Here is a 17,344-nt window from a genome sequence, read left to right as displayed (position 1 = left end):
CCCAATCGTCCCCCACTGATACAGGTCACTCCATGTCAAAACCCAAGATCCTCATCGCTTTCTATTCCCGCAACAGTTCCACCGAGCTCCTTGCCAAGGCCGTTGCCGAAGGCGCAATGTCGCAGGGCGCCGAGGTCAGGCTTCGCCGGGCCCGGGAATTCGTCGGCCCGGAAGTCATGCGGCAATCGCCCGGCTGGTCGGAACGGGCCACGGAAATGAACGCGAAATATGAAGCCCCGACAGAGGCAGACGCCGAATGGGCGGACGGCATCGTCTTCGGAACGCCGACGCGCTTCGGATCGATCTCCGCCGAACTGAAGGCCTACATCGACGGACTCGGCGGCCTCTGGTTCCAGGGCAAGCTCAATGGCAAGGTGGGGTCGGTATTCGGCTCGACGTCCTCCAGGCATGGCGGCAACGAATCGACGCTCCTGTCGATCTACGGGCCGATGGCTCACCTCGGCCTGATCATCGTGCCGCTGGGCTACGCCGATCCCGCGATGTTCAAGGCCGGGACGCCTTACGGGGCGACCCATGTCTCCCAACTGGATTCCGTGATGCCTGACGCGGATCATCTCGCCGTGGCGAACTTCCAGGGGCGACGCGTCGCTTCGGTCGCGCAGGCATTGACAGGCGCAAGCGCACACGCACGCGCGCTCGAGAACGTCTCCTGATCGAGACAGCGGCGTTGAACGGGACGGTCTATTGACCGCCCCTCCCTTCCGGCATCATGCTGCGGCCTTGCGCCACCTTTCATCAGGCTTCTCATGCTGGATCTGAAGGATGTCTACTACTTCGTGCAGGTCGTCGACCGCGGAGGCTTCACCGCCGCCGGCGTGAGCCTTCGCCTGCCCAAGTCGACATTGAGTCACCGTGTTCAGGAGCTCGAGGCGTCGCTGGGTGTTCGCCTTCTCAGCAGGACGTCCCGTCAGTTTGGCATGACCGACATCGGCAAGGAGTTCTATCAATACGCCATCGCGACGCTCCAGAGCGCGGAGGCCGCGGAGGAGGCGGTCCGCCAGCGATTGACGGAGCCAAGCGGCGTGATTCGATTGACCACGGCTGTTGAAATTGCGCAGTTCGCGCTTCGGGATCTTCTGCCTCTCTTCCTCAATCGGCATCCGAAGGTCCACATCATCGAGATCGCGACCGATCGCTACGTGGATATCGTGGGCGAGGGATTCGACCTTGCGATTCGAGGTCACACGACACCGCTGCGGGATTCCACGCTGGTGCAGCGGGCGATCGCCCACGTTCCCTGGTATCTCTTCGCGGGGCCCAAGTACCTGGAGCAGATGGACGTCCCCGAGCGCCCGGAGGATCTGGCGCGGCACGCCACCATTTCGATGGTGCGCAACGGGCCGCTGCAGTGGCAACTGCAGGGACCCGAGGGTGAAGAAATCGTCATGCCCATCGACCCCAGGTTCCAGAGCAACAACATGGTCGCGCTCAAGGAAGCGGCATGCGCAAACCTCGGGATCGCCGCGCTGCCGGGCTACATCTGCAGGTCGGAGTTGCAGGCCGGCAGCTTGCGGCAGTTGCTGCCTGACTGGGTGGCGGCGGACGCGCGAATGTCCGCGTTGATTCCCTTTCGCACAGGACTGCTCCCAGCCGTGCGTTCGCTGGTCGATTTCCTGGCGGTCGAGATTCCGGTCATCACCGCATTCGAGCAGCAGTAGGCTGCCCAGAACTTCGATCGTCCACCCACATGGACGCTGCGTTTGAACTTCGACGGCTTGTGGAGGGGCAGTGAGGGCTCTATCTTTTCGGTCTTGAAACTGGAAAGGCCGATCGAAATGAACCAATACAACTGTTTGCCGCAAGATGGTGTCTTCTGGGGCGAGCACATCTTGCAGAGCACGGCCGCCCGGCTCGGGGACTATGGCATCGGTCACGCGATCACCTTCACGGTCGAGCCGCTGGCGAATCTGAATCAGACCCACGTGCAACCGAACGTGAAGCATGGCGTCGGCACCTTCACGGATCTTCCTGCACACGCCCCGGACGTCGCCGTCCAGGGAGGGCTCGACGCATGCCTGCGTGCCGGAGCGGAGTCGATCATTGCGCTGGGCGGCGGATCCGTCCTCGACGCGGCAAAGGCCGTGTCCCATCTGCATCGCGAGAAGACCGGCCGCTTTCTTCCCATCGCGGCGCTGCCCACGACGCTCTCGGGCTCCGAGTTCTCTCACTACTTCGGCGTCACAGAGACGGACGGCGCGCAGACGTTCAAGCGGAGCTATGCCGTCCGTGAAACGGTGCCGAAGGTCGTCGTGATTGACCCCGTGCTCGTGCTCGATACCCCGCGTGCGCTGCTTCTGTCCTCCGCCATCAAGGGCATGGATCACGCAGTCGAAGGAATGCGCAAGGTCACCAGGGAGCATCCACACGCGATCATGGCAGCGAGCGGCGTCGCGCGATTCCTTCGCGTTCTCGAGAAGTGGCCCGAGCGGATGCAGACCCGCGAGGCCATCGACAAGGGGTTGGTCACCTCCAACGACCTCCTGCAACTTCAGCTCGCGGCCTGGCAGTGCTACTTCTCTCCCGCGTCTGTCATCTACGGGCTCAGCCACCGGATCGGGCACATCCTCGGCGGCACCTACGGGCTGCCGCACAGTGCGACGTCCTGCATCACGCTCGCACCGGTCATCCGCGCGTGCGCGGATTTCTACGGCGACAAGCTCGAGGTCTTTGCCGCAGGTCGCGGGCGCGGGGAGGAGCCCGCCGCGGCGCAGCTGGCCGACCGGATCGCGGGCGTCGTGAAGGCCCTGGGCCTTCACGATCGTGTCGGCGCATTCGACCTCGACAAGGCCAGGCTGCCCGAAGTCGCCACGCTCCTGAAGAAGAACTATCCCAACGAGGTCGCCGATCTGGGCACCAACGCCACGGGCAAGCTCGACGCGCTGCTGGAAGGTCTGTGGTGAAACTCGGCAGTTCCCGGGCGTCGGACGAGCCGGCCGGTCGGACGCCATACGGCGCCTGGCTGCAGACCGATACGCTGCACTCGCTCCAGAAGCCGGTCAGCAACCACCCGGGGGAGTTCGGGTTCATCATCGCGGCGCAGATGTCCGAACTCTGCTGGACGCTGATCGTCAGGGAACTCCGGGCTGCACAGACGCAGCTGCGAGCCGACCGCCCGACAGAAGCAGCTCGAACGCTCAGGCGCGTGGCCGCACATTTCGAGCCCCTGAACGCCACATGGCGTTCCATCGCCTGGTTGACGCCGAAAGACCTGCGGGACATCCTGTCGCAGGTCTCCGCGAAGCATGGAGACTGCAGCGTCCATGAGGGCTGGGTCCCTCGGCACGCGGCCTGCCTGCTTGGCATCGCGGAGGCGGTTCACGCCGAACCCGGCATCTACGACGATGTCCTGGCGCACTTCAGCCGCATCGGATTGACTGTGCCTCGGCATGTGCTCGAACGTGACCTCGGCGCGCGCTATGTTCCCAGCCAGGACGTGGAACAGGTCTGGCGTGACATCTATGAGGATCCATATCCGGACGCTCCGCTCCAGCAGATCGGGGACACGCTCATGGATATCGCCCAAGCACTCACTGACCTGAAGCATCGCTACCGCATGACGACGCACCGAAGCCTTCAAGACCTTGCATCGTTCGCGCCCATGGTGAGTGAGCTTCCATTTCCGGAATTGTGGTCTGCGCGACGTCACGGCGGCGAGACGAGGTGACGAAGCAATGATGCTGTCCCGGGGCGGACGCCGACCGGGCCCGACCCTCAGCCGATCCCCTGGGCCGATGGCCAGCGATCGGTGAAGGCCAGCGCATCCAGCGGCTTGCCGACGCGCCATCCTTCGATCTCGAGCATCGGCCTGTCATAGAAGGCCGGCACCGGCCCGATGCACAGCAGCGCCACCGGCTGGGCCGTCGAGGGAAGCTCCAGCATGGCGCCCACGCGGACAGGATCGAACATTGAGGCCCAGCCCACGCCGAGGTTCTCGGCGCGTGCTGCCAGCCAGAGATTCTGGATCGCGCAGGCGACCGAACACAGCGCCATGTCGCGGGGCATGGTCCTGCGACCGAACACGGTGCCGTCGTCCGGCGCCAGCACCGCCACCAGCAGTTCCGCGCACTCGCGCAAGCCTTCCACCTTCAGGCGCAGAAACTCGTCGGAGCGCCCGCCCAACGCGCTCGCGGTGGCCAGGCGTTCCTCGTCCACCAGGGCGGCAAGGGCGTTTCGCCGTGCCGGATCGACGATGCGCAGCATCCTCCACGGCTGCATCAAGCCGACCGAAGGCGCCTGGTGCGCGGCCTCAAGCAGGCGCCGCATCGTATCGGCCGCCACGCGCTGCCCCGGCACGAAGTGGCGCATGTCACGACGCGTGGCCATGATGCGGTACAGCGTGTCACGCTCGGCGTCGGAAAAAGGAGGCAGGGAACATTCAGGGCGCGCGGCCTTGTCGTTGCCCGAGGGCTCTTCAGGATGCATGCACGCGAGCATACGCGGGGCAAGCGTTGCCGAACTACGAGGCCCCGGACTCCCCGTCCGCGGGATGCGCGCTCGCGCTGACGTGCCGTGATCTGACGAGCGCCACCACCCACCAGCAGAGCGCGGCGTTGAGGCAAAGCCCCAGCGCGACAACAAGTCCCGCGCGTTCGGCAAAGCCGGGCGACGGCTCCATGAACAGCAGCACGAGCGACCAGGGAAGCGCCGCCAGGATCGCCACATCGAGCCAGCCGCCCTGCTGCACCGGCGTCCGGACGGCGGCGATGACCAGCGCGCATGCCGCGACCGTGCAGAGCAGGGGCAGCCACCAGATTCGCCGATACCAGAATGATGTCCGGGACATGAGCATCAGGGAATTCTGCGGGAGCCCGCGCGCATCGCCAGTGCAATTCCGCACGTGCGCTCGCTCATTGTCGGAACTGTTGCGTTGCCGCAGCGCCGGGCCCTACTTGCTGCCAAGCGTCATCTCGCGGTCATTGGCCGTGACGTCGAAGAGCGAGAGCACTTCCTGGCCGACGAGGGCGGCATCCGACTTGCCGCCCAGCGAGCCGACGAACACGGTGGCCTGGGGCACCCTGAAGGGGCCGATGGTCAGCGGCACGCGCTCGATGCGCCGCGCATCCACGACGCCGCTGGCGGTCTGCACATGGGCGGGGGCGCCCCCCACCAGATTCGCCCGCGCGGCGAAGGCCTCGGTGACAACGACACCCGCGTTGACCGTCGCCCCCTTGTCGATCACGAACTGCACCGGAAATCCGTTGACCGAGCCGCGGATCCAGAACCGGCCGTCCTGGCCCACGGGCACCGTGATCTGCCTGGATCCATCGACCGCGATCTGCTCCGCCTTGCCCGCGGGCTGATCCGCGATCGCGACCTGCACGCAGCCGCGGGGGCGAAGCTTCGCGGGCCCCTCGCCCGGCGGAACGTTCGTGTAGGTCTTGCCGCATTTGTAGACAGGCTCCGCCAAGGCCATCGGCTGCGCCGCCAAGGCAAAAAGGGCGGCGGCCGCGACAGGCACGCCGCGATACCACGGTGCCTGCCTGGACTTCAAGGGATTCGACATGGTGCCACCTCGCGCTGGAGATTCATCCTGGACGATGCGCGCATGGAGAGCGGCGCCGCGTCATCCAAATCCGACGTCCGCCGAGCGGTCCGCCGGAGACGCTCGACGGCGTCGCCGCAGCACAATCAGGGCGAATGCCAGGAGAACCCATGTCCCGCGAATCCACTTCGACCGGTGAGCTCCAGGAGCTCTTGCACTCGCGCCGCACCGCCGCCCTGGGGACACTCGATGATGAGGGCGCGCCCTTTGTCTCCATGGTCCCGTTCGCGGTGGAGCCCTCGCTGGGCTGCCTGGTCATTCATGTCAGCAGCCTGGCCGCCCACACGCGTTACCTTCGACAAAGGCCGAGGGTCTCCCTGCTCGTCACGCGACCCGAGTCGCCGGGAGAGCCGGTGCATGCGCTTGCGCGCGCGACGCTGCAGGGCGAGGCCGACCCGTTGGAGAGCCACAGGCCGGAGTGGGAGCCGTGCCGCGCGGCCTACCTGGCGCGCTTTCCCGAGGCGCAGCCCATGACGGAATTGGGCGATTTCCAGTTCGTCGCCATTCATCTCACGCACGCCCGCCAGATCTCCGGCTTCGCGGCAGCGCGCAATGTCGACGAGGAAGAACTCCGGCACGCCCTGCGCGCCGGGGACTGACGCCCGCCCGCGCGAGCACAAGGACACGGATTGGCCCGATAAATTAACTCGGAGGTATTACCCCGACGTTATGATTTGTTACATGAACCTACGAACAAACGCAGGACTGAGACAAATCGAGGCGCGTCATCCTTCGGATCCGGACCCGCAGACCCTGCCGGGGGGCATCCCGACGGAACTCGAAGTTCCAACCCTGCGCCGCCAGCTCGAGCATCACGCGCGCGCGCAACCCGCGGCGGCCGCCCTTCTTGCGCCGGGGCATGAGGCCATCAGCTATGCCCAGCTGTTCGCTTCGATCCTGCGCATGCAGTCCTGGCTTGCGTCACATGGTCTCGGGCCCGGTTCGCGCATCGCCCTGGTCATGCCCGGCGGCATCGAACTGGCCCTCGCCATCCTGGCCGTGGGCTGCCTGGCGACCTGCATTCCTCTTCATCCCGGATTGACCGAACCCGAACTCCTCGCCCTGCTCGCCGATGCGCGCGCCGATGCCGTCATGGGCGCGCTGGACGCCTCCGCCCCCTTCGGGCTGGCACGGCAGCTCGGGCTGCTCGGCCTGGCATTCGACTTCGAGCGCTGCCTGGCACGCCCGGCCGAGCCGTGGCCGGAGGCCGGGCCCGACCGCCACTGGCCGGGGCCGGACGATACGGCATTCGTCCTCTTCACCTCTGGCACCACCGGCAGGCCCAAGCGCGTGCCACTCACGCAGCGGCAGGTCATGTGTTCGGCGCGCAACATCGCGCGGCACCTGGCCCTCACACCGCAGGACCGCGCCTTGTGCGTGATGCCCGCCTACCACAGCCATGGCCTCGTCGGCGGCCTGCTGACGCCGCTGGCGGCGGGCTCGTCCGTCGTCTGCGCGCCGGCCTTCGATGCCCCGGCATTCCTGCATTGGGTCGCCGAGTTCCGCCCCACGTGGTATACGGCCGCGCCCGTCATCCATCATGCGGTGGCCGACCTCGTGACCCGCGACGGCGTGGCGGTGCCCCGGCACAGCTTCCGGCTGATTCGTTCGGCATCGTCCGCGCTGCCGGTCGCATTGCTGCGCCGCATCGAGGCGCTCTGGGGCGCGCCGGTAATCGAGACCTACGGCATGACCGAGTCGGCCACGCAACTGGCGAGCAACCCGCTGCCTCCCGGCGTGCGCAAGCCGGACTCCGTCGGGCGCGCCGCCGGCGCCGAACTGCGCGTCGTCGATGAAGAAGGCAATGACCTGCCACCGGGCCGCGTCGGCGCCGTCGCCGTGCGCGGCGCAGCCCTGTTCGACGGCTACGAGGACGCGCCCGCGGCGAACGCCGAGGCCTTTCGCGACGGCTGGTTCCTCACCGGTGACCTGGGCCGCTTCGATGCCGACGGCTACCTGTTCCTCACCGGTCGCAGCAAGGAATTCATCAATCGGGGCGGCGAGAAGATCGCGCCCTTCGAAGTCGAACAAGCCCTGCTGCGCCTGCCCGGCGTCGCGCAGGCGGTGGCCTACCCCGCGCCGCACGCGACGCTCGGCGAGGACGTGCACGCGGTCGTGGTGCCCGCGCCCGGCCATGCCCTCGAAGCGCACACTCTGCGCGCCTCGCTGTTCGAAGTCATTGCCGACTTCAAGGTGCCCGCATGGATCTGCGTGCGCGAACAGATCCCCACCGGCGCGGGCGGCAAGGTGCAGCGCCACCGCCTGCACGAGCAGCTCCGCCCGCTCGTCACGCCGACGCCGGAGCGATTCGCGCCGCGCTCGCCGCTCGAATCCACCTTGATGGAGATCTGGCAAGGCGTGCTGCCGCAGGCCGGCTTCGGCATTCGCAGCAACTTCTTCGAACTCGGCGGACATTCGCTGCTGGCCACGCAGATCGTGTCGCGCATCGGCGCCACGCTTCAGGTCGAACTGGGCGTGCGCAGCATGTTCGAGCACCCGACCATCGAGGAGCTGGCGCGTGTCGTCGAGCAGCACCTGGCGGACCCGGCCTCGCGCGATGCCGAGGCACGCGCCCCCATCGTCGCGGTACCGCGCGGAAGGCCTTTTCCCCTGTCGTTCTCGCAACGCAACATGTGGGTGTCGCACGACATGGACCCGCAAGGCGCCGCCTACAACATGCGCCAGGCCTTGCGGCTGCGCGGGCCGCTGCCGCATGCGGCGCTGCGCAGGGCGCTGGACAGCCTGGTCGCGCGGCACGAGGCATTCCGCACCACGATCGCCGCCGGAGCGGCCGAACCCATGGCCGTCATCGGCGCCGCGCAGCCGGCCAACCTGATCCACCTGGACCTGCGTGCCGTGTCCGCGCCCGAGCGCGAGGCCGAACTCGGGCGGCAGGCCGCGCGCCTGGCCGCGCAGCCCTTCGACCTGGCCCGCGGGCCGCTGCACCGGTTCATCCTCGTCCAGCTCGGCGACCAGGACCACGCGCTGGTCCTGGCGATGCATCACATCATCGGGGACGACTGGTCATGGGGCATCCTGCTGCGCGAGCTGCAGACCCTGTATCGCTGCGCCTTGCAGGAACAGACCGCGCCCGCGCCCGCGCATGCCATCGATTTCGTCGACTACGCGAGCTGGCAGCGGGCGCGCGCCGACGATGAGGCGCTGGCCCATGGCACCGGCTACTGGCTGCGGCAGCTCGCCGGCATGAGCCCCTTGAACCTGAGCCCCGACACCGCCGTGGCCCAGCGGCTCACCAGCCGCGGGGAACGGGTTCGACAGGTCTTCCCCGAGGGCTGGTTCGAGGGCGTCCAGCGCTTCAGCGGCCGTCATGGACTGACGCCCTTCATGACTCTGATGGCGGCCTTCCAGGCGCTGCTCGCGCGCTACTGCGGGCAGGAAGACATCGCGGTCGGAACCCCGGTCGCGGGGCGCACGCGGGTCGAGGCGGAGCACGTGGTGGGCTCGCTGGTCAACACCCTGGTCCTGCGCAGCGACGTGCAGCCCGCGCTGAGCTTCCGCGACCTGGCGCGGCAGGTGCGCGAGACCTGCCTGTCGGCCTTCACCCATCAGCATGTTCCCCTCGACTACCTGATCGAGCGCCTGCGCGAGCAAGGCGGCAGGGTTCCCGAAGTCCGCGCGATGTTCAATGTGCTGAACACGCCCCGGCAGACGCCGCGGCTCGAAGGCCTGGACGTGAGCTACATGCCCCTGGGCCTGGGAGCCACGCAGTTCGACCTGGCCTTGACCATCGATACCGAAGGCGAACGCGCGCTGTCCCTGAGCTATTCCACCGAACTCTTCGCGCACTCGACGGCGCAGGCGATGCTCGCCAACTACCTGCATCTGCTCGACGCGCTCATGCAGGAGCCGGACCGCCCCCTGCACGACCATGCGGCGGCCGGCCCGCAGGACCTCGCCAGGCTCGCGATGTGGAACAGCACGCGCAGCCCCTACCCGCGCGACATCACCGTCCATGGTCTTCTGGCGGCGCGGCGCGCGGCGAGCGGCACCGCGCTCCTGCAGATTCCGGGCGCGGCGCTGAGCCACGCGGAGCTGTGGCCGCACGTGCATCGGCTGGCCCATGTGCTGCGCGACAGGGGTGTGCGGCGCGGCTGCCGGGTCGGGCTGTGCATGGAGCGCGACCCGGCGCTCGTGGTCGCGCAGCTCGCCATCCTGTGCGCGGGAGCGGCCTATGTCCCGCTGGACCCGGCCTATCCCACGCAGCGGCTGCACGACATGGCGCTGGATGCCGGCCTCAGCCTGCTCCTGACCCGGCAGAACCTGGCTGAGCTATGGCAGGACCTGGAGCTTCCCACGCTGCTGGCCGACCAGGCGCAGGCCGAGCTGATGGCGCGGCCGGATACGCCCCTGCCGCCCGACGCCGAGCGCGATGCGCGCGCCGAGGACGCGGCCTATGTCATCTACACCTCCGGCTCCACGGGCAAGCCCAAGGGCGTGGTGGTGCCGCACCGGGCGGTCGTGAACTTCCTGCTGTCGATGCAGCGCGAACCCGGGCTCGGCGCGCACGACGTCATGCTCGCCGTCACCACGCTGAGTTTCGACATCGCCGTGCTGGAGCTTCTTCTGCCGCTGTCCACGGGGGCCACCGTGGTGCTCGCGACCCGCGAGCAAGCCACCGACGGCATGGCCCTCGCCAGCCTGATCGAGCAGTCCGCGGCCACCGTGATGCAGGCGACGCCGGCCACCTGGCGCATGCTGATCGATGCCGGCTGGGCCGGGTCGTCCCGCTTCAAGGCGCTGGTCGGCGGCGAGAGCCTGAGCCCGGACCTGGCGCACGAGCTGTCGAAGCGAAGCGGCGAACTGTGGAACCTCTACGGGCCGACCGAGACCACCGTGTGGTCCACATGCTGGAAGGTGCCGCCGCAACCGCAGGCCATCTCGATCGGGCGGCCGATCGCCAACACCAGCGTCCACGTGCTCGACGCGTGGGGCCATCGATGCCCGGCCGGCGTTTCCGGCGAGATCTTCATCGGCGGCGACGGCGTCACGCTGGGCTATCTCGACCGGCCCGAATTGACCGCCGAGCGCTTCATCGCGGACCCGTTCAGCCCGCACCCCGAAGCCCGCCTGTACAAGACCGGCGACCGGGGGCGCTGGAGCCACGAGGGTCTGCTCGAACACCAGGGCCGGCTCGACTTCCAGGTGAAGGTGCGCGGCCACCGGATCGAACCCGGCGAGATCGAGGCCCGCCTGCAGACGCATCCGGAAGTCTCGCAATGCCTGGTGATGGCGCGGGAAGACCGGCCGGGCGACACCCGCCTGGTGGCCTATGTGGTCGCGCGGGAGGGCATCGTCGATGCTCCCGCGCTCAAGGACTACCTGAGGCTCGGCTTGCCCGAGTACATGGTGCCTCAGCACTTCGTGGCGCTGGAGGCCCTTCCTCTGCTGCCCAACGGAAAGATCAACCGTCACGCCCTGCCCCCGCCGCAGATGGAGCAGCGCGCGCCTTCACGGGCCAACCATGCGCCCGCCACGGCCGCCGAGCTCGCCCTTGCCAGGATCTGGAGCGAGGTGCTGGGCCTGGAGAGCTTCGAGATCGCCCGCTATGACAACTTCTTCGACATCGGCGGCGACTCCCTCATGGTCGGCCGCGTCGTCGTCGCGTTCCAGCGCATCAGCGGCGTTCGCCTGGAAGCGCGGCGAATGATCTTCGAGACGCTGGCACAGCTCACCGGAGGCATCGAACTTTCCGGGCAGGCGCCTCGGCCAGTTGAAGCGCAGGCGCCCGCGCCCGCCAGGAAGCCCTGGCTCAAGCGCCTGCTCAAGGCCTGGCGCTGACGCGACTGGCGATCATGCGCGAGCCGCCTTCGCAGGGGTGGCTCAGCCGCGACTCGCCAGGGGATGCAGCACCAGCCCCGCGAGCGCGGCCACCACGACGACGACCGGCTCCGGCAGCTTCCTGAAGCGCCACAGCACCGCCACCGTGACCAGTGCCAGCGCGGCGGTGATCCAGTCGGTGATCGAGCGTTGCCCGATGACGATCACGGCGCCCGTGATCGCCCCGATCGCGGCGGCGGTCACGCCGTCGACGAAGGCGACGACCGCCGCTCGCTTGCCGTACTTCTTGAAGTACGGCGCCGGCAGGATGGTGAACAGATAGCAAGGCACGAAGGTGGCCAGCGCGGCCACCACGGCACCCCAGAAGCCGCCCACCAGAAAGCCGATGAAGCCCGTGGTGATGACCACCGGCCCGGGCGTGATCATCGCCACGGCCACCGCGTCGACGAATTGCCGGTCGGTGAGCCACGCGTACTCCTTGACCACGCCGCCATAGAGGAAGGGCACGATCGCCAGGCCGCTGCCGAAGACGAAGGCGCCGGCGAAGGCGAAATAGGCGCCGATCTGGCCGAGCTTGTGCCAGTCGACCTGGCTCAGCGCGAACCAGCCGGCCAGCGGCGCGGCCACGCCCGGGAGGCTGCGTCCGAGCTTCGGAGGCGCGCGCCACAACCACACCAGCACGCCCGCGCCCAGGAAGATCCAGACGTTCTCGGACTGCGTGATCACCGTGACGGCCGCGCTGGCCAGGAAGATCGCCCACAGCAGCTTGTCCTTGCCGATGTTCCGGGTAGTGAGCTTGTAGGCGCTCATCGCGATGATGCCGATTACCGCGGCGCCCACGCCATAGAAGACCGCCTGCATCCAGCCGATCCCCCCGTAGGCGACATAGGCCGCGCCGAGCCCGACCACCATGCAGAACGACGGCAGCACGAAGGCCAGGCCGGCGAGCGTCGCGCCGACCACGCGGAAGCGCACATAGCCCAGGTAGATCGCGAGCTGCGCCGCCAGGGGGCCCGGCATCAGCTGCGCGAGCGCCAGGCCTTCCTTGTAGTCGCTCTCCGAGATCCACCCGCGCCGCTCGACCAGGTCGCGGTACATGTAGCCCGCCAATGCCACGGGGCCGCCGAAGCCCCAGGTGCCAAGGGCAAGCATGTAGCGCACGAGCTGCCAGAGCGTGTAGCGCGCCGGGCCGGGTGCTTCGGCCATGTCGCCAGGGTTGGTGTCGTTCATGGGCACTGTTCTCTTCAGGTTCTCTGGCTCAAGGCTTCGCGCGAGCGCCATCGCTTGCGAAGTGCGTGTACAGCGAATCCAGCACGCCGGCGATCTCGGCGAGCAGGGCATCGTCATCCGGCAGCCGCTCTCGCGCGCCGGCAAGCACCGCCTCGAAACCGGCGCCCTCGGCGACCGGATGGGCGCCCATGTCCAGCGAGCGCACCATGGCCCCCAGCCGCATCAAGGCGGGGTCGTCCTCGAGCCCGAAGCTCGCCATCAGGGTTTCGAAAGTGACCCGCTCCCCGACGTGCGTGAATGCGGCCCCGTCGAAGTCGAAGCCGAGCGCCTTGCGCGGGCAGTCGCTCGTCCTGGCGAGCCACCGGAAGCGCGCGCCCGGATCGATGAAGCGGCGAATCAGCCACGCGCTGGCGACCCGATCGACCCACAGGCGCCGGCGCGTGGCCCAGAGGCGGCCCTGGTAGTCGGCAGTGTCCAGGCGCGGAATCCGGCCTTCTGTCTCGTGCGGTTCGTCCGGCGAGAGCACGCCATCGATGCGCTGGTTGAAGTCCACCCACGCGGCCTCGGCTTCGAGACTCGCCGGGCCGGGGAAGAAGTCCGTGGCGACGAGCGCTTCGTAGTCACGGCGCAGCTTCTTCCGCAGGCGCGTCAGCTCGGAGACGCCCAGCGAATCCAGGGTGGACGCGGATTCCTTCCAGGCCTTGACCAGCGCGGCAAAGTCCGCGCTCCGATCGAAGAGAGGGGGATAGGCGATCGCGTCGGCTTCGCCGGCCGGCGCGGTCAGCATGAGCCACGCGCTGCCTCCTTCGCGCACGCACTCGTCCGCGAGTTCTTGCAGCGCATCCCGGTGCAAGCCGGTGTCGGGCAGCAGGTAGGCGCCATCGCGCAGCGCGGCGCACCCCATCGCCTTGAGCGCGCGCCAGATCCGCATGCGCGCCGTCGCGCCCTGCGTGGGTAGCGAGACGACCAGCAATAACCACTTGGCGGCGTGGAGGGCGTCGTCAGAGGCAGCCATGTAGCGAATGATACAGAGGTGTCTCTATCTCTACAAACAATGATAGCCCTCGTGCGGGAGCATCCATGAGTCCGGGCCTCCCGCTCCTGCGGCGCCGCGGCGTGCTCAAGATCGCCTACGACCTGACGCTGTGGCGCGCCTTGCGGCGCAGCCCGCTCGACGGCCAATGAGCGCGTCTCTGCCCGCGCAGCCCGCCTTGATTTGTGTCAAGACAGCAGCGGGGCTTCGGGCGCATGCTGATCTTATCGAGCGCGGTCCTCGGCGCTCCAATCATCGGGCCAACAATCATGAGACTCCATGACATTCTCCTTGTCGCAGCGGCGGTGTCGCTCGCCGGCTGCTCCTCCTTCCCCGGTGTGGGAAGCAAGCCGGCGGATGAACACGATGCGCATCACGCGGCTGACCGCGCACCCGGCGTCGACCCCGCGCAGGTCGACCAGCAGATGAAGGCAATGCAGGACATGCATCAGAAGATGATGGACGCCAGGACGCCCGCGGAGCGAGCCGCGCTCATGAAGGACCATATGAAGGCGATGCAGGACGGCATGGCGATGATGGGCCGGATGCGCGGCGGCATGCCGATGATGGAGGACGGCAAGTCGCCGATGCCCGGCGGCCCGCCCCTGCGGAAGGACATGATGCAACGCATGGACATGATGGAAATGATGATGCAGATGATGATCGACCGCGAGGCGGCAAGGCCCCCGGGCGTCCGATAGCGTGGCAGGGGCGAGGGTGGACGGATGCAAGCGTGGCGCCCCACAATCGCGCGATGAACAAGCGACACTTCCTTGGCACGGCGGCTCTCGCAGGGCTGCTGGCGGGCCGCGCATTAGCAGCGGGCCCGACTCCGCGCGGTCCGGGTCTCCTGACCCTCAGCGGAGCAATAGCCAAGGCCAACCGAGGCCCCGTCGATCCCGCCCTCGATCTGTTGATGGTCCGGCACGGCGTCACGTTCGACAAGGCGTACGTGTTCGCGCCGAGGCATTGCGCCGCTTGCCGGCCCTTCGAATCAAGCCGACGCTCGAGTACGACGCCAAGGTGCATTCGCTCGCGGGCCCGTCCTTGACCAGCGTGCTGGAGGCGGTCGGCGTGCCGCCTTCCGGCAACGCCATGATCACCCTGCGCGCGGTGGACGGCTACGCCGTTGCGGTGAGCATGGCCGACGCGCGGAGCTATCGCATGATCGTGGCCACGGAAATCGACGGCGCGCCGCTCGCGCTGGGCGGGCTGGGTCCGCAATGGGCGCTCTACGAGGCCGACACGGTCGCCGCGTTCAAGGACAAGCCGCTCAAGGAGCGTTTCGCCTTGTGCCCCTGGGGGCTCTACAGCATCGACGTCGGTCGGGGCTGAGCGCGGGCGCCGGCGCTCAGACGGCCACGGTGACCCTCAGAAAGGTCGCGGGAATGGAGGTGGCATCCCTGGCGGGGCTCAGGTTTTCGCGCTCGAAGAGCGCCACGAGTTCGCGCCGCAGATCCGCGGACTTGCCGCCCTGTTCCGCGGCGGCGAAGGCATTCATCGTGGGCCCATAGTAGTTCCTGAAGTCGTCGACGAGCGAGGCCGGCGTGCCGGGCGACTCGAAGGTGTACGTGTCCCGGGAGAAGGAGATCTTCTCGGCCGGAACGCCAGCCGCCGCGAATCGCTCGATCACGTGGCCCTCGACGCCCCACGTCATGGGGCTGACGAAACCCTCGGGCGGCGGCGGCGAGTAGGCGGCGCTGATCTTCAGGATCTGCGCCACCAGTGTCGGATCGTTGGGAATCCAGTTCCCCATCACGATCCGGCCGCCGGGCCGGGTCACGCGCACCATCGCCTTGGCCACGTCGAAGGGCCGCGGCGCGAACATCGCGCCGAAGATGCTCACGACGAGATCGAAGGCGTCGTCGTCGAGCTCGCGCAAGTCGCAGGCATCGCCTTCCTGGAAGCTGCAGTTCGCGAGACCCATCTCCTTGGCGCGGCGCTTGCCGGCGGCAACGAGATTGCTGGCGATGTCGACGCCCAGCACATCCGCGCCAAGCCTTGCCGCGGGCACCGCCGTCGTACCGTCGCCGCATCCGAGGTCGAGGACCTTGTGACCCTTGCCGATGCCCAGGCCTCGGACCAGGGCCTCGCCGCTGCCTCGCATGGTTTGCGCGATGCGGGTGAAGTCGCCTTTTTCCCAAAGTGCCTTGTTCGTGTTCATGCGAGTGCTCCTCGTGGGTGGGGTGGTGGAATCGTTTCGCGCCGCGAAGTGATCCGCTCACGCCATGAGAGGCGCAAGCGCGGCCCCGATGCGCCGCAACTGCGCCTCGGTGATCATCGCGCCGAGAATCTTCTGGAAGCGCGCGTCCTGAACGCCCGAGACGATGTATTGCCAGCGATAGGCCTTCAGCATCACCGCCCCCAGCTCCCGCACCTGGCCGCCATCGAATGGGCGCCCGCAGATCCGCAGGAAGTAGTCGGAATCGGCCGCCGCCTGCATCCTCAGGATGCCGTCGACCGCGACCACGAGCTCGATGAGATCGGTCACCGCCTGGTCGCGCTGCTGCGCGTCGAGCTTCGCGTTCTCGCGTTGCCATTCGAGCTCATCGAGGATCGCGTGCTGCGACTCCTCCTTCCAATGGAAGAAGAAGACGTCCTTCCACACCTCGGACAGCTCGGTGTCGGGATCGATGCTCTGGCGATAGTGCGCCTGGGTGAACAACTCGATGTGGCAGGTCAGCGCAAGCACCGCCCAGGTGGACTTGGAAAGCACCGCGGCGGCCACCTCGTTTGGCCGCGGCAGGAAGGTGTAGCCCGCGGGCATGCCCTCGGCGGCCATCGCCTCGACGCGCCGGAACAGTTCCTGGTGCTTGAGCTCCTCGTCGGTGAAGCGCACCAGTGCCTCGAGCGCAACCTGGTCGCCGAGCCAATGGTCGCGACTGAGCTCGAGCATCTTGGCGCCGATGAAGCGCTCGACCAGGCCAAAGATGTTCGCGTAGCTTCGCCCCTGGATCTGGCTCACGAGGCGCCGTTCGCCGGCACCGAGGAATCCGAGACTCGGCGCCATCGACAGCCCATCGGGCAGGAACTTCTTCGAGGTATCGAACCGCCGCCCGCGAAGGACGTCGCGATCGATGTCCCATCGAATGCGCCTGGAGGCCTCGATGCATCTGGCATATCGTGAAAGGGGCATGGCGTGCGGTGCGACTTGCATGGTGCTCTCCTGTTCGATGGGATGGCCTCAGCTTAGGTCGGCCACGCCGGCCGCACCATGACCGAAACGACGCGAAGCTTGCTCGAAACGCTCCGAATGCCGTCGTGGGGACGGCCGCGAGTCCGGGCTCGGCCTCGACAGCGATGCAGGGTTTGGTTACGTACTCGCCACGGAATTGACGTATGTTCGCGGTCTTGCGGCCCGGGCTTCGCACGCCACTTTCTTGAGGAGTCGGAAACATGTCCCGCTATCTCTGCGACTTGAAGAATCTCTTCGTTGAGTTGAAGGGCCGATACGGAGAGGATGACGATGCGGTCCAACAGGTCCGGCATGAGCTCGAGGCTGTCGAAGCCCTCGAGTCCAGGCATCAGGACCTGCCCGCCCTTGCCCGCAACCGCCTGAGCGGCAGGGCCATGCGGCACAGCTGGGAAGCGCCCGCGAGTGCCTCGAACCCGCCTCGAGGCGCCTCGAGCCCGGCTACGCCGACCTGACGCTCGACATCGTCGGTCGCATGGGCAACAGCCACTTCGAGGTCACCCGGCACGCGAACTGAGCCGCAAGC

General features: G+C 67.7%; 15 protein-coding genes. 8 read left to right on the top strand and 7 right to left on the bottom strand.

Annotated features, from left to right (window positions below; genetic code table 11):
* The first annotated feature begins 32 nt into the window (after positions 1–32).
* The 4 genes from wrbA to AC1DNF_RS16355 all read left to right on the top strand — a co-directional run bounded on the left by wrbA (position 33) and on the right by AC1DNF_RS16355 (position 3,685).
* Positions 33–674, top strand: coding sequence for an NAD(P)H:quinone oxidoreductase (gene wrbA / locus AC1DNF_RS16370; protein WP_478149659.1), 642 nt, complete (start codon positions 33–35; stop codon positions 672–674).
* A gap of 93 nt (positions 675–767) precedes the next feature.
* The gene (locus AC1DNF_RS16365) at positions 768–1,679 is read left to right on the top strand and encodes a LysR substrate-binding domain-containing protein (protein WP_478149658.1); all 912 of its coding nucleotides are present in this window, start codon (positions 768–770) and stop codon (positions 1,677–1,679) included.
* A gap of 117 nt (positions 1,680–1,796) precedes the next feature.
* On the top strand, positions 1,797–2,921 hold the full coding sequence (locus AC1DNF_RS16360) for an iron-containing alcohol dehydrogenase (protein WP_478149695.1): 1,125 nt from the start codon (positions 1,797–1,799) through the stop codon (positions 2,919–2,921).
* The gene (locus tag AC1DNF_RS16355; RefSeq protein WP_478149657.1) at positions 2,918–3,685 is read left to right on the top strand and encodes a tryptophan 2,3-dioxygenase family protein; all 768 of its coding nucleotides are present in this window, start codon (positions 2,918–2,920) and stop codon (positions 3,683–3,685) included. Before AC1DNF_RS16360 ends, AC1DNF_RS16355 begins: the two co-directional genes overlap by 4 nt.
* Positions 3,686–3,732: 47 nt before the next feature.
* Here AC1DNF_RS16355 and bluB read toward each other — a convergent pair whose 3' ends face one another.
* From bluB to AC1DNF_RS16340, 3 genes are all read right to left on the bottom strand, one after another.
* Entirely contained in the window at positions 3,733–4,443 is a 711-nt protein-coding gene (bluB, locus tag AC1DNF_RS16350; protein ID WP_478149656.1) for a 5,6-dimethylbenzimidazole synthase, read from the bottom strand.
* 34 nt (positions 4,444–4,477) lie between these two features.
* A complete protein-coding gene (locus tag AC1DNF_RS16345) occupies positions 4,478–4,804 on the bottom strand; it encodes a hypothetical protein (RefSeq protein WP_478149655.1) in 327 nt (108 codons plus the stop codon).
* A 102-nt stretch (positions 4,805–4,906) separates the two neighbouring features.
* Positions 4,907–5,524 (bottom strand): retropepsin-like aspartic protease family protein, encoded by a 618-nt coding sequence (locus AC1DNF_RS16340; RefSeq protein ID WP_478149654.1) that lies wholly within the window; start codon positions 5,522–5,524, stop codon positions 4,907–4,909.
* A 149-nt stretch (positions 5,525–5,673) separates the two neighbouring features.
* Here AC1DNF_RS16340 and AC1DNF_RS16335 point away from each other — a divergent pair, with 149 nt between their 5' ends.
* Complete coding sequence (locus tag AC1DNF_RS16335; RefSeq protein ID WP_478149653.1) at positions 5,674–6,162, top strand: HugZ family pyridoxamine 5'-phosphate oxidase; 489 nt, start codon at positions 5,674–5,676, stop codon at positions 6,160–6,162.
* Between the two features lie 82 nt (positions 6,163–6,244).
* On the top strand, positions 6,245–11,362 hold the full coding sequence (locus AC1DNF_RS16330; protein ID WP_478149652.1) for an amino acid adenylation domain-containing protein: 5,118 nt from the start codon (positions 6,245–6,247) through the stop codon (positions 11,360–11,362).
* Positions 11,363–11,404: 42 nt separating this feature from the next.
* On the opposite strand, the gene AC1DNF_RS16325 is transcribed toward AC1DNF_RS16330, so the two are convergent.
* On the bottom strand, positions 11,405–12,592 hold the full coding sequence (locus AC1DNF_RS16325) for a chromate transporter (RefSeq protein ID WP_478149651.1): 1,188 nt from the start codon (positions 12,590–12,592) through the stop codon (positions 11,405–11,407).
* A 28-nt stretch (positions 12,593–12,620) separates the two neighbouring features.
* Positions 12,621–13,607 (bottom strand): chromate resistance protein ChrB domain-containing protein, encoded by a 987-nt coding sequence (locus AC1DNF_RS16320; protein WP_478149650.1) that lies wholly within the window; start codon positions 13,605–13,607, stop codon positions 12,621–12,623.
* Between the two features lie 287 nt (positions 13,608–13,894).
* On the opposite strand from AC1DNF_RS16320, the gene AC1DNF_RS16315 reads away from it, so the two are divergent.
* Both AC1DNF_RS16315 and AC1DNF_RS16310 read left to right on the top strand, forming a co-directional pair.
* Positions 13,895–14,326 carry a hypothetical protein gene (locus tag AC1DNF_RS16315; RefSeq protein ID WP_478149649.1) on the top strand — a complete coding sequence of 144 codons (432 nt, stop codon included), beginning with the start codon at positions 13,895–13,897 and terminating at the stop codon, positions 14,324–14,326.
* Between the two features lie 277 nt (positions 14,327–14,603).
* Positions 14,604–14,960, top strand: a complete 357-nt coding sequence (locus AC1DNF_RS16310) for a hypothetical protein (RefSeq protein ID WP_478149648.1) — start codon at positions 14,604–14,606, stop codon at positions 14,958–14,960.
* Between the two features lie 16 nt (positions 14,961–14,976).
* Here AC1DNF_RS16310 and AC1DNF_RS16305 read toward each other — a convergent pair whose 3' ends face one another.
* On the bottom strand, positions 14,977–15,789 hold the full coding sequence (locus AC1DNF_RS16305; RefSeq protein ID WP_478149647.1) for a class I SAM-dependent methyltransferase: 813 nt from the start codon (positions 15,787–15,789) through the stop codon (positions 14,977–14,979).
* A gap of 57 nt (positions 15,790–15,846) precedes the next feature.
* Complete coding sequence (locus tag AC1DNF_RS16300; RefSeq protein WP_478149646.1) at positions 15,847–16,782, bottom strand: hypothetical protein; 936 nt, start codon at positions 16,780–16,782, stop codon at positions 15,847–15,849.
* Positions 16,783–17,344: the final 562 nt, after the last annotated feature.

The organism is Variovorax sp. 01T432 (assembly GCF_056398605.1).
This window is presented reverse-complemented; position numbering and strand designations above follow the sequence as displayed.

Excerpts from the sequence above, each read along its gene's own strand:
- wrbA (WP_478149659.1), top strand. The coding sequence starts at position 33 with ATGTCAAAACCCAAGATCCTCATCGCTTTCTATTCCCGCAACAGTTCC.
- AC1DNF_RS16365 (WP_478149658.1), top strand. The coding sequence starts at position 768 with ATGCTGGATCTGAAGGATGTCTACTACTTCGTGCAGGTCGTCGACCGC.
- AC1DNF_RS16360 (WP_478149695.1), top strand. The coding sequence starts at position 1,797 with ATGAACCAATACAACTGTTTGCCGCAAGATGGTGTCTTCTGGGGCGAG.
- bluB (WP_478149656.1), bottom strand. The coding sequence starts at position 4,443 with ATGCATCCTGAAGAGCCCTCGGGCAACGACAAGGCCGCGCGCCCTGAA.
- AC1DNF_RS16345 (WP_478149655.1), bottom strand. The coding sequence starts at position 4,804 with ATGTCCCGGACATCATTCTGGTATCGGCGAATCTGGTGGCTGCCCCTG.
- AC1DNF_RS16340 (WP_478149654.1), bottom strand. The coding sequence starts at position 5,524 with ATGTCGAATCCCTTGAAGTCCAGGCAGGCACCGTGGTATCGCGGCGTG.
- AC1DNF_RS16335 (WP_478149653.1), top strand. The coding sequence starts at position 5,674 with ATGTCCCGCGAATCCACTTCGACCGGTGAGCTCCAGGAGCTCTTGCAC.
- AC1DNF_RS16330 (WP_478149652.1), top strand. The coding sequence starts at position 6,245 with ATGAACCTACGAACAAACGCAGGACTGAGACAAATCGAGGCGCGTCAT.
- AC1DNF_RS16325 (WP_478149651.1), bottom strand. The coding sequence starts at position 12,592 with ATGAACGACACCAACCCTGGCGACATGGCCGAAGCACCCGGCCCGGCG.
- AC1DNF_RS16320 (WP_478149650.1), bottom strand. The coding sequence starts at position 13,607 with ATGGCTGCCTCTGACGACGCCCTCCACGCCGCCAAGTGGTTATTGCTG.
- AC1DNF_RS16315 (WP_478149649.1), top strand. The coding sequence starts at position 13,895 with ATGAGACTCCATGACATTCTCCTTGTCGCAGCGGCGGTGTCGCTCGCC.
- AC1DNF_RS16305 (WP_478149647.1), bottom strand. The coding sequence starts at position 15,789 with ATGAACACGAACAAGGCACTTTGGGAAAAAGGCGACTTCACCCGCATC.
- AC1DNF_RS16300 (WP_478149646.1), bottom strand. The coding sequence starts at position 16,782 with ATGCAAGTCGCACCGCACGCCATGCCCCTTTCACGATATGCCAGATGC.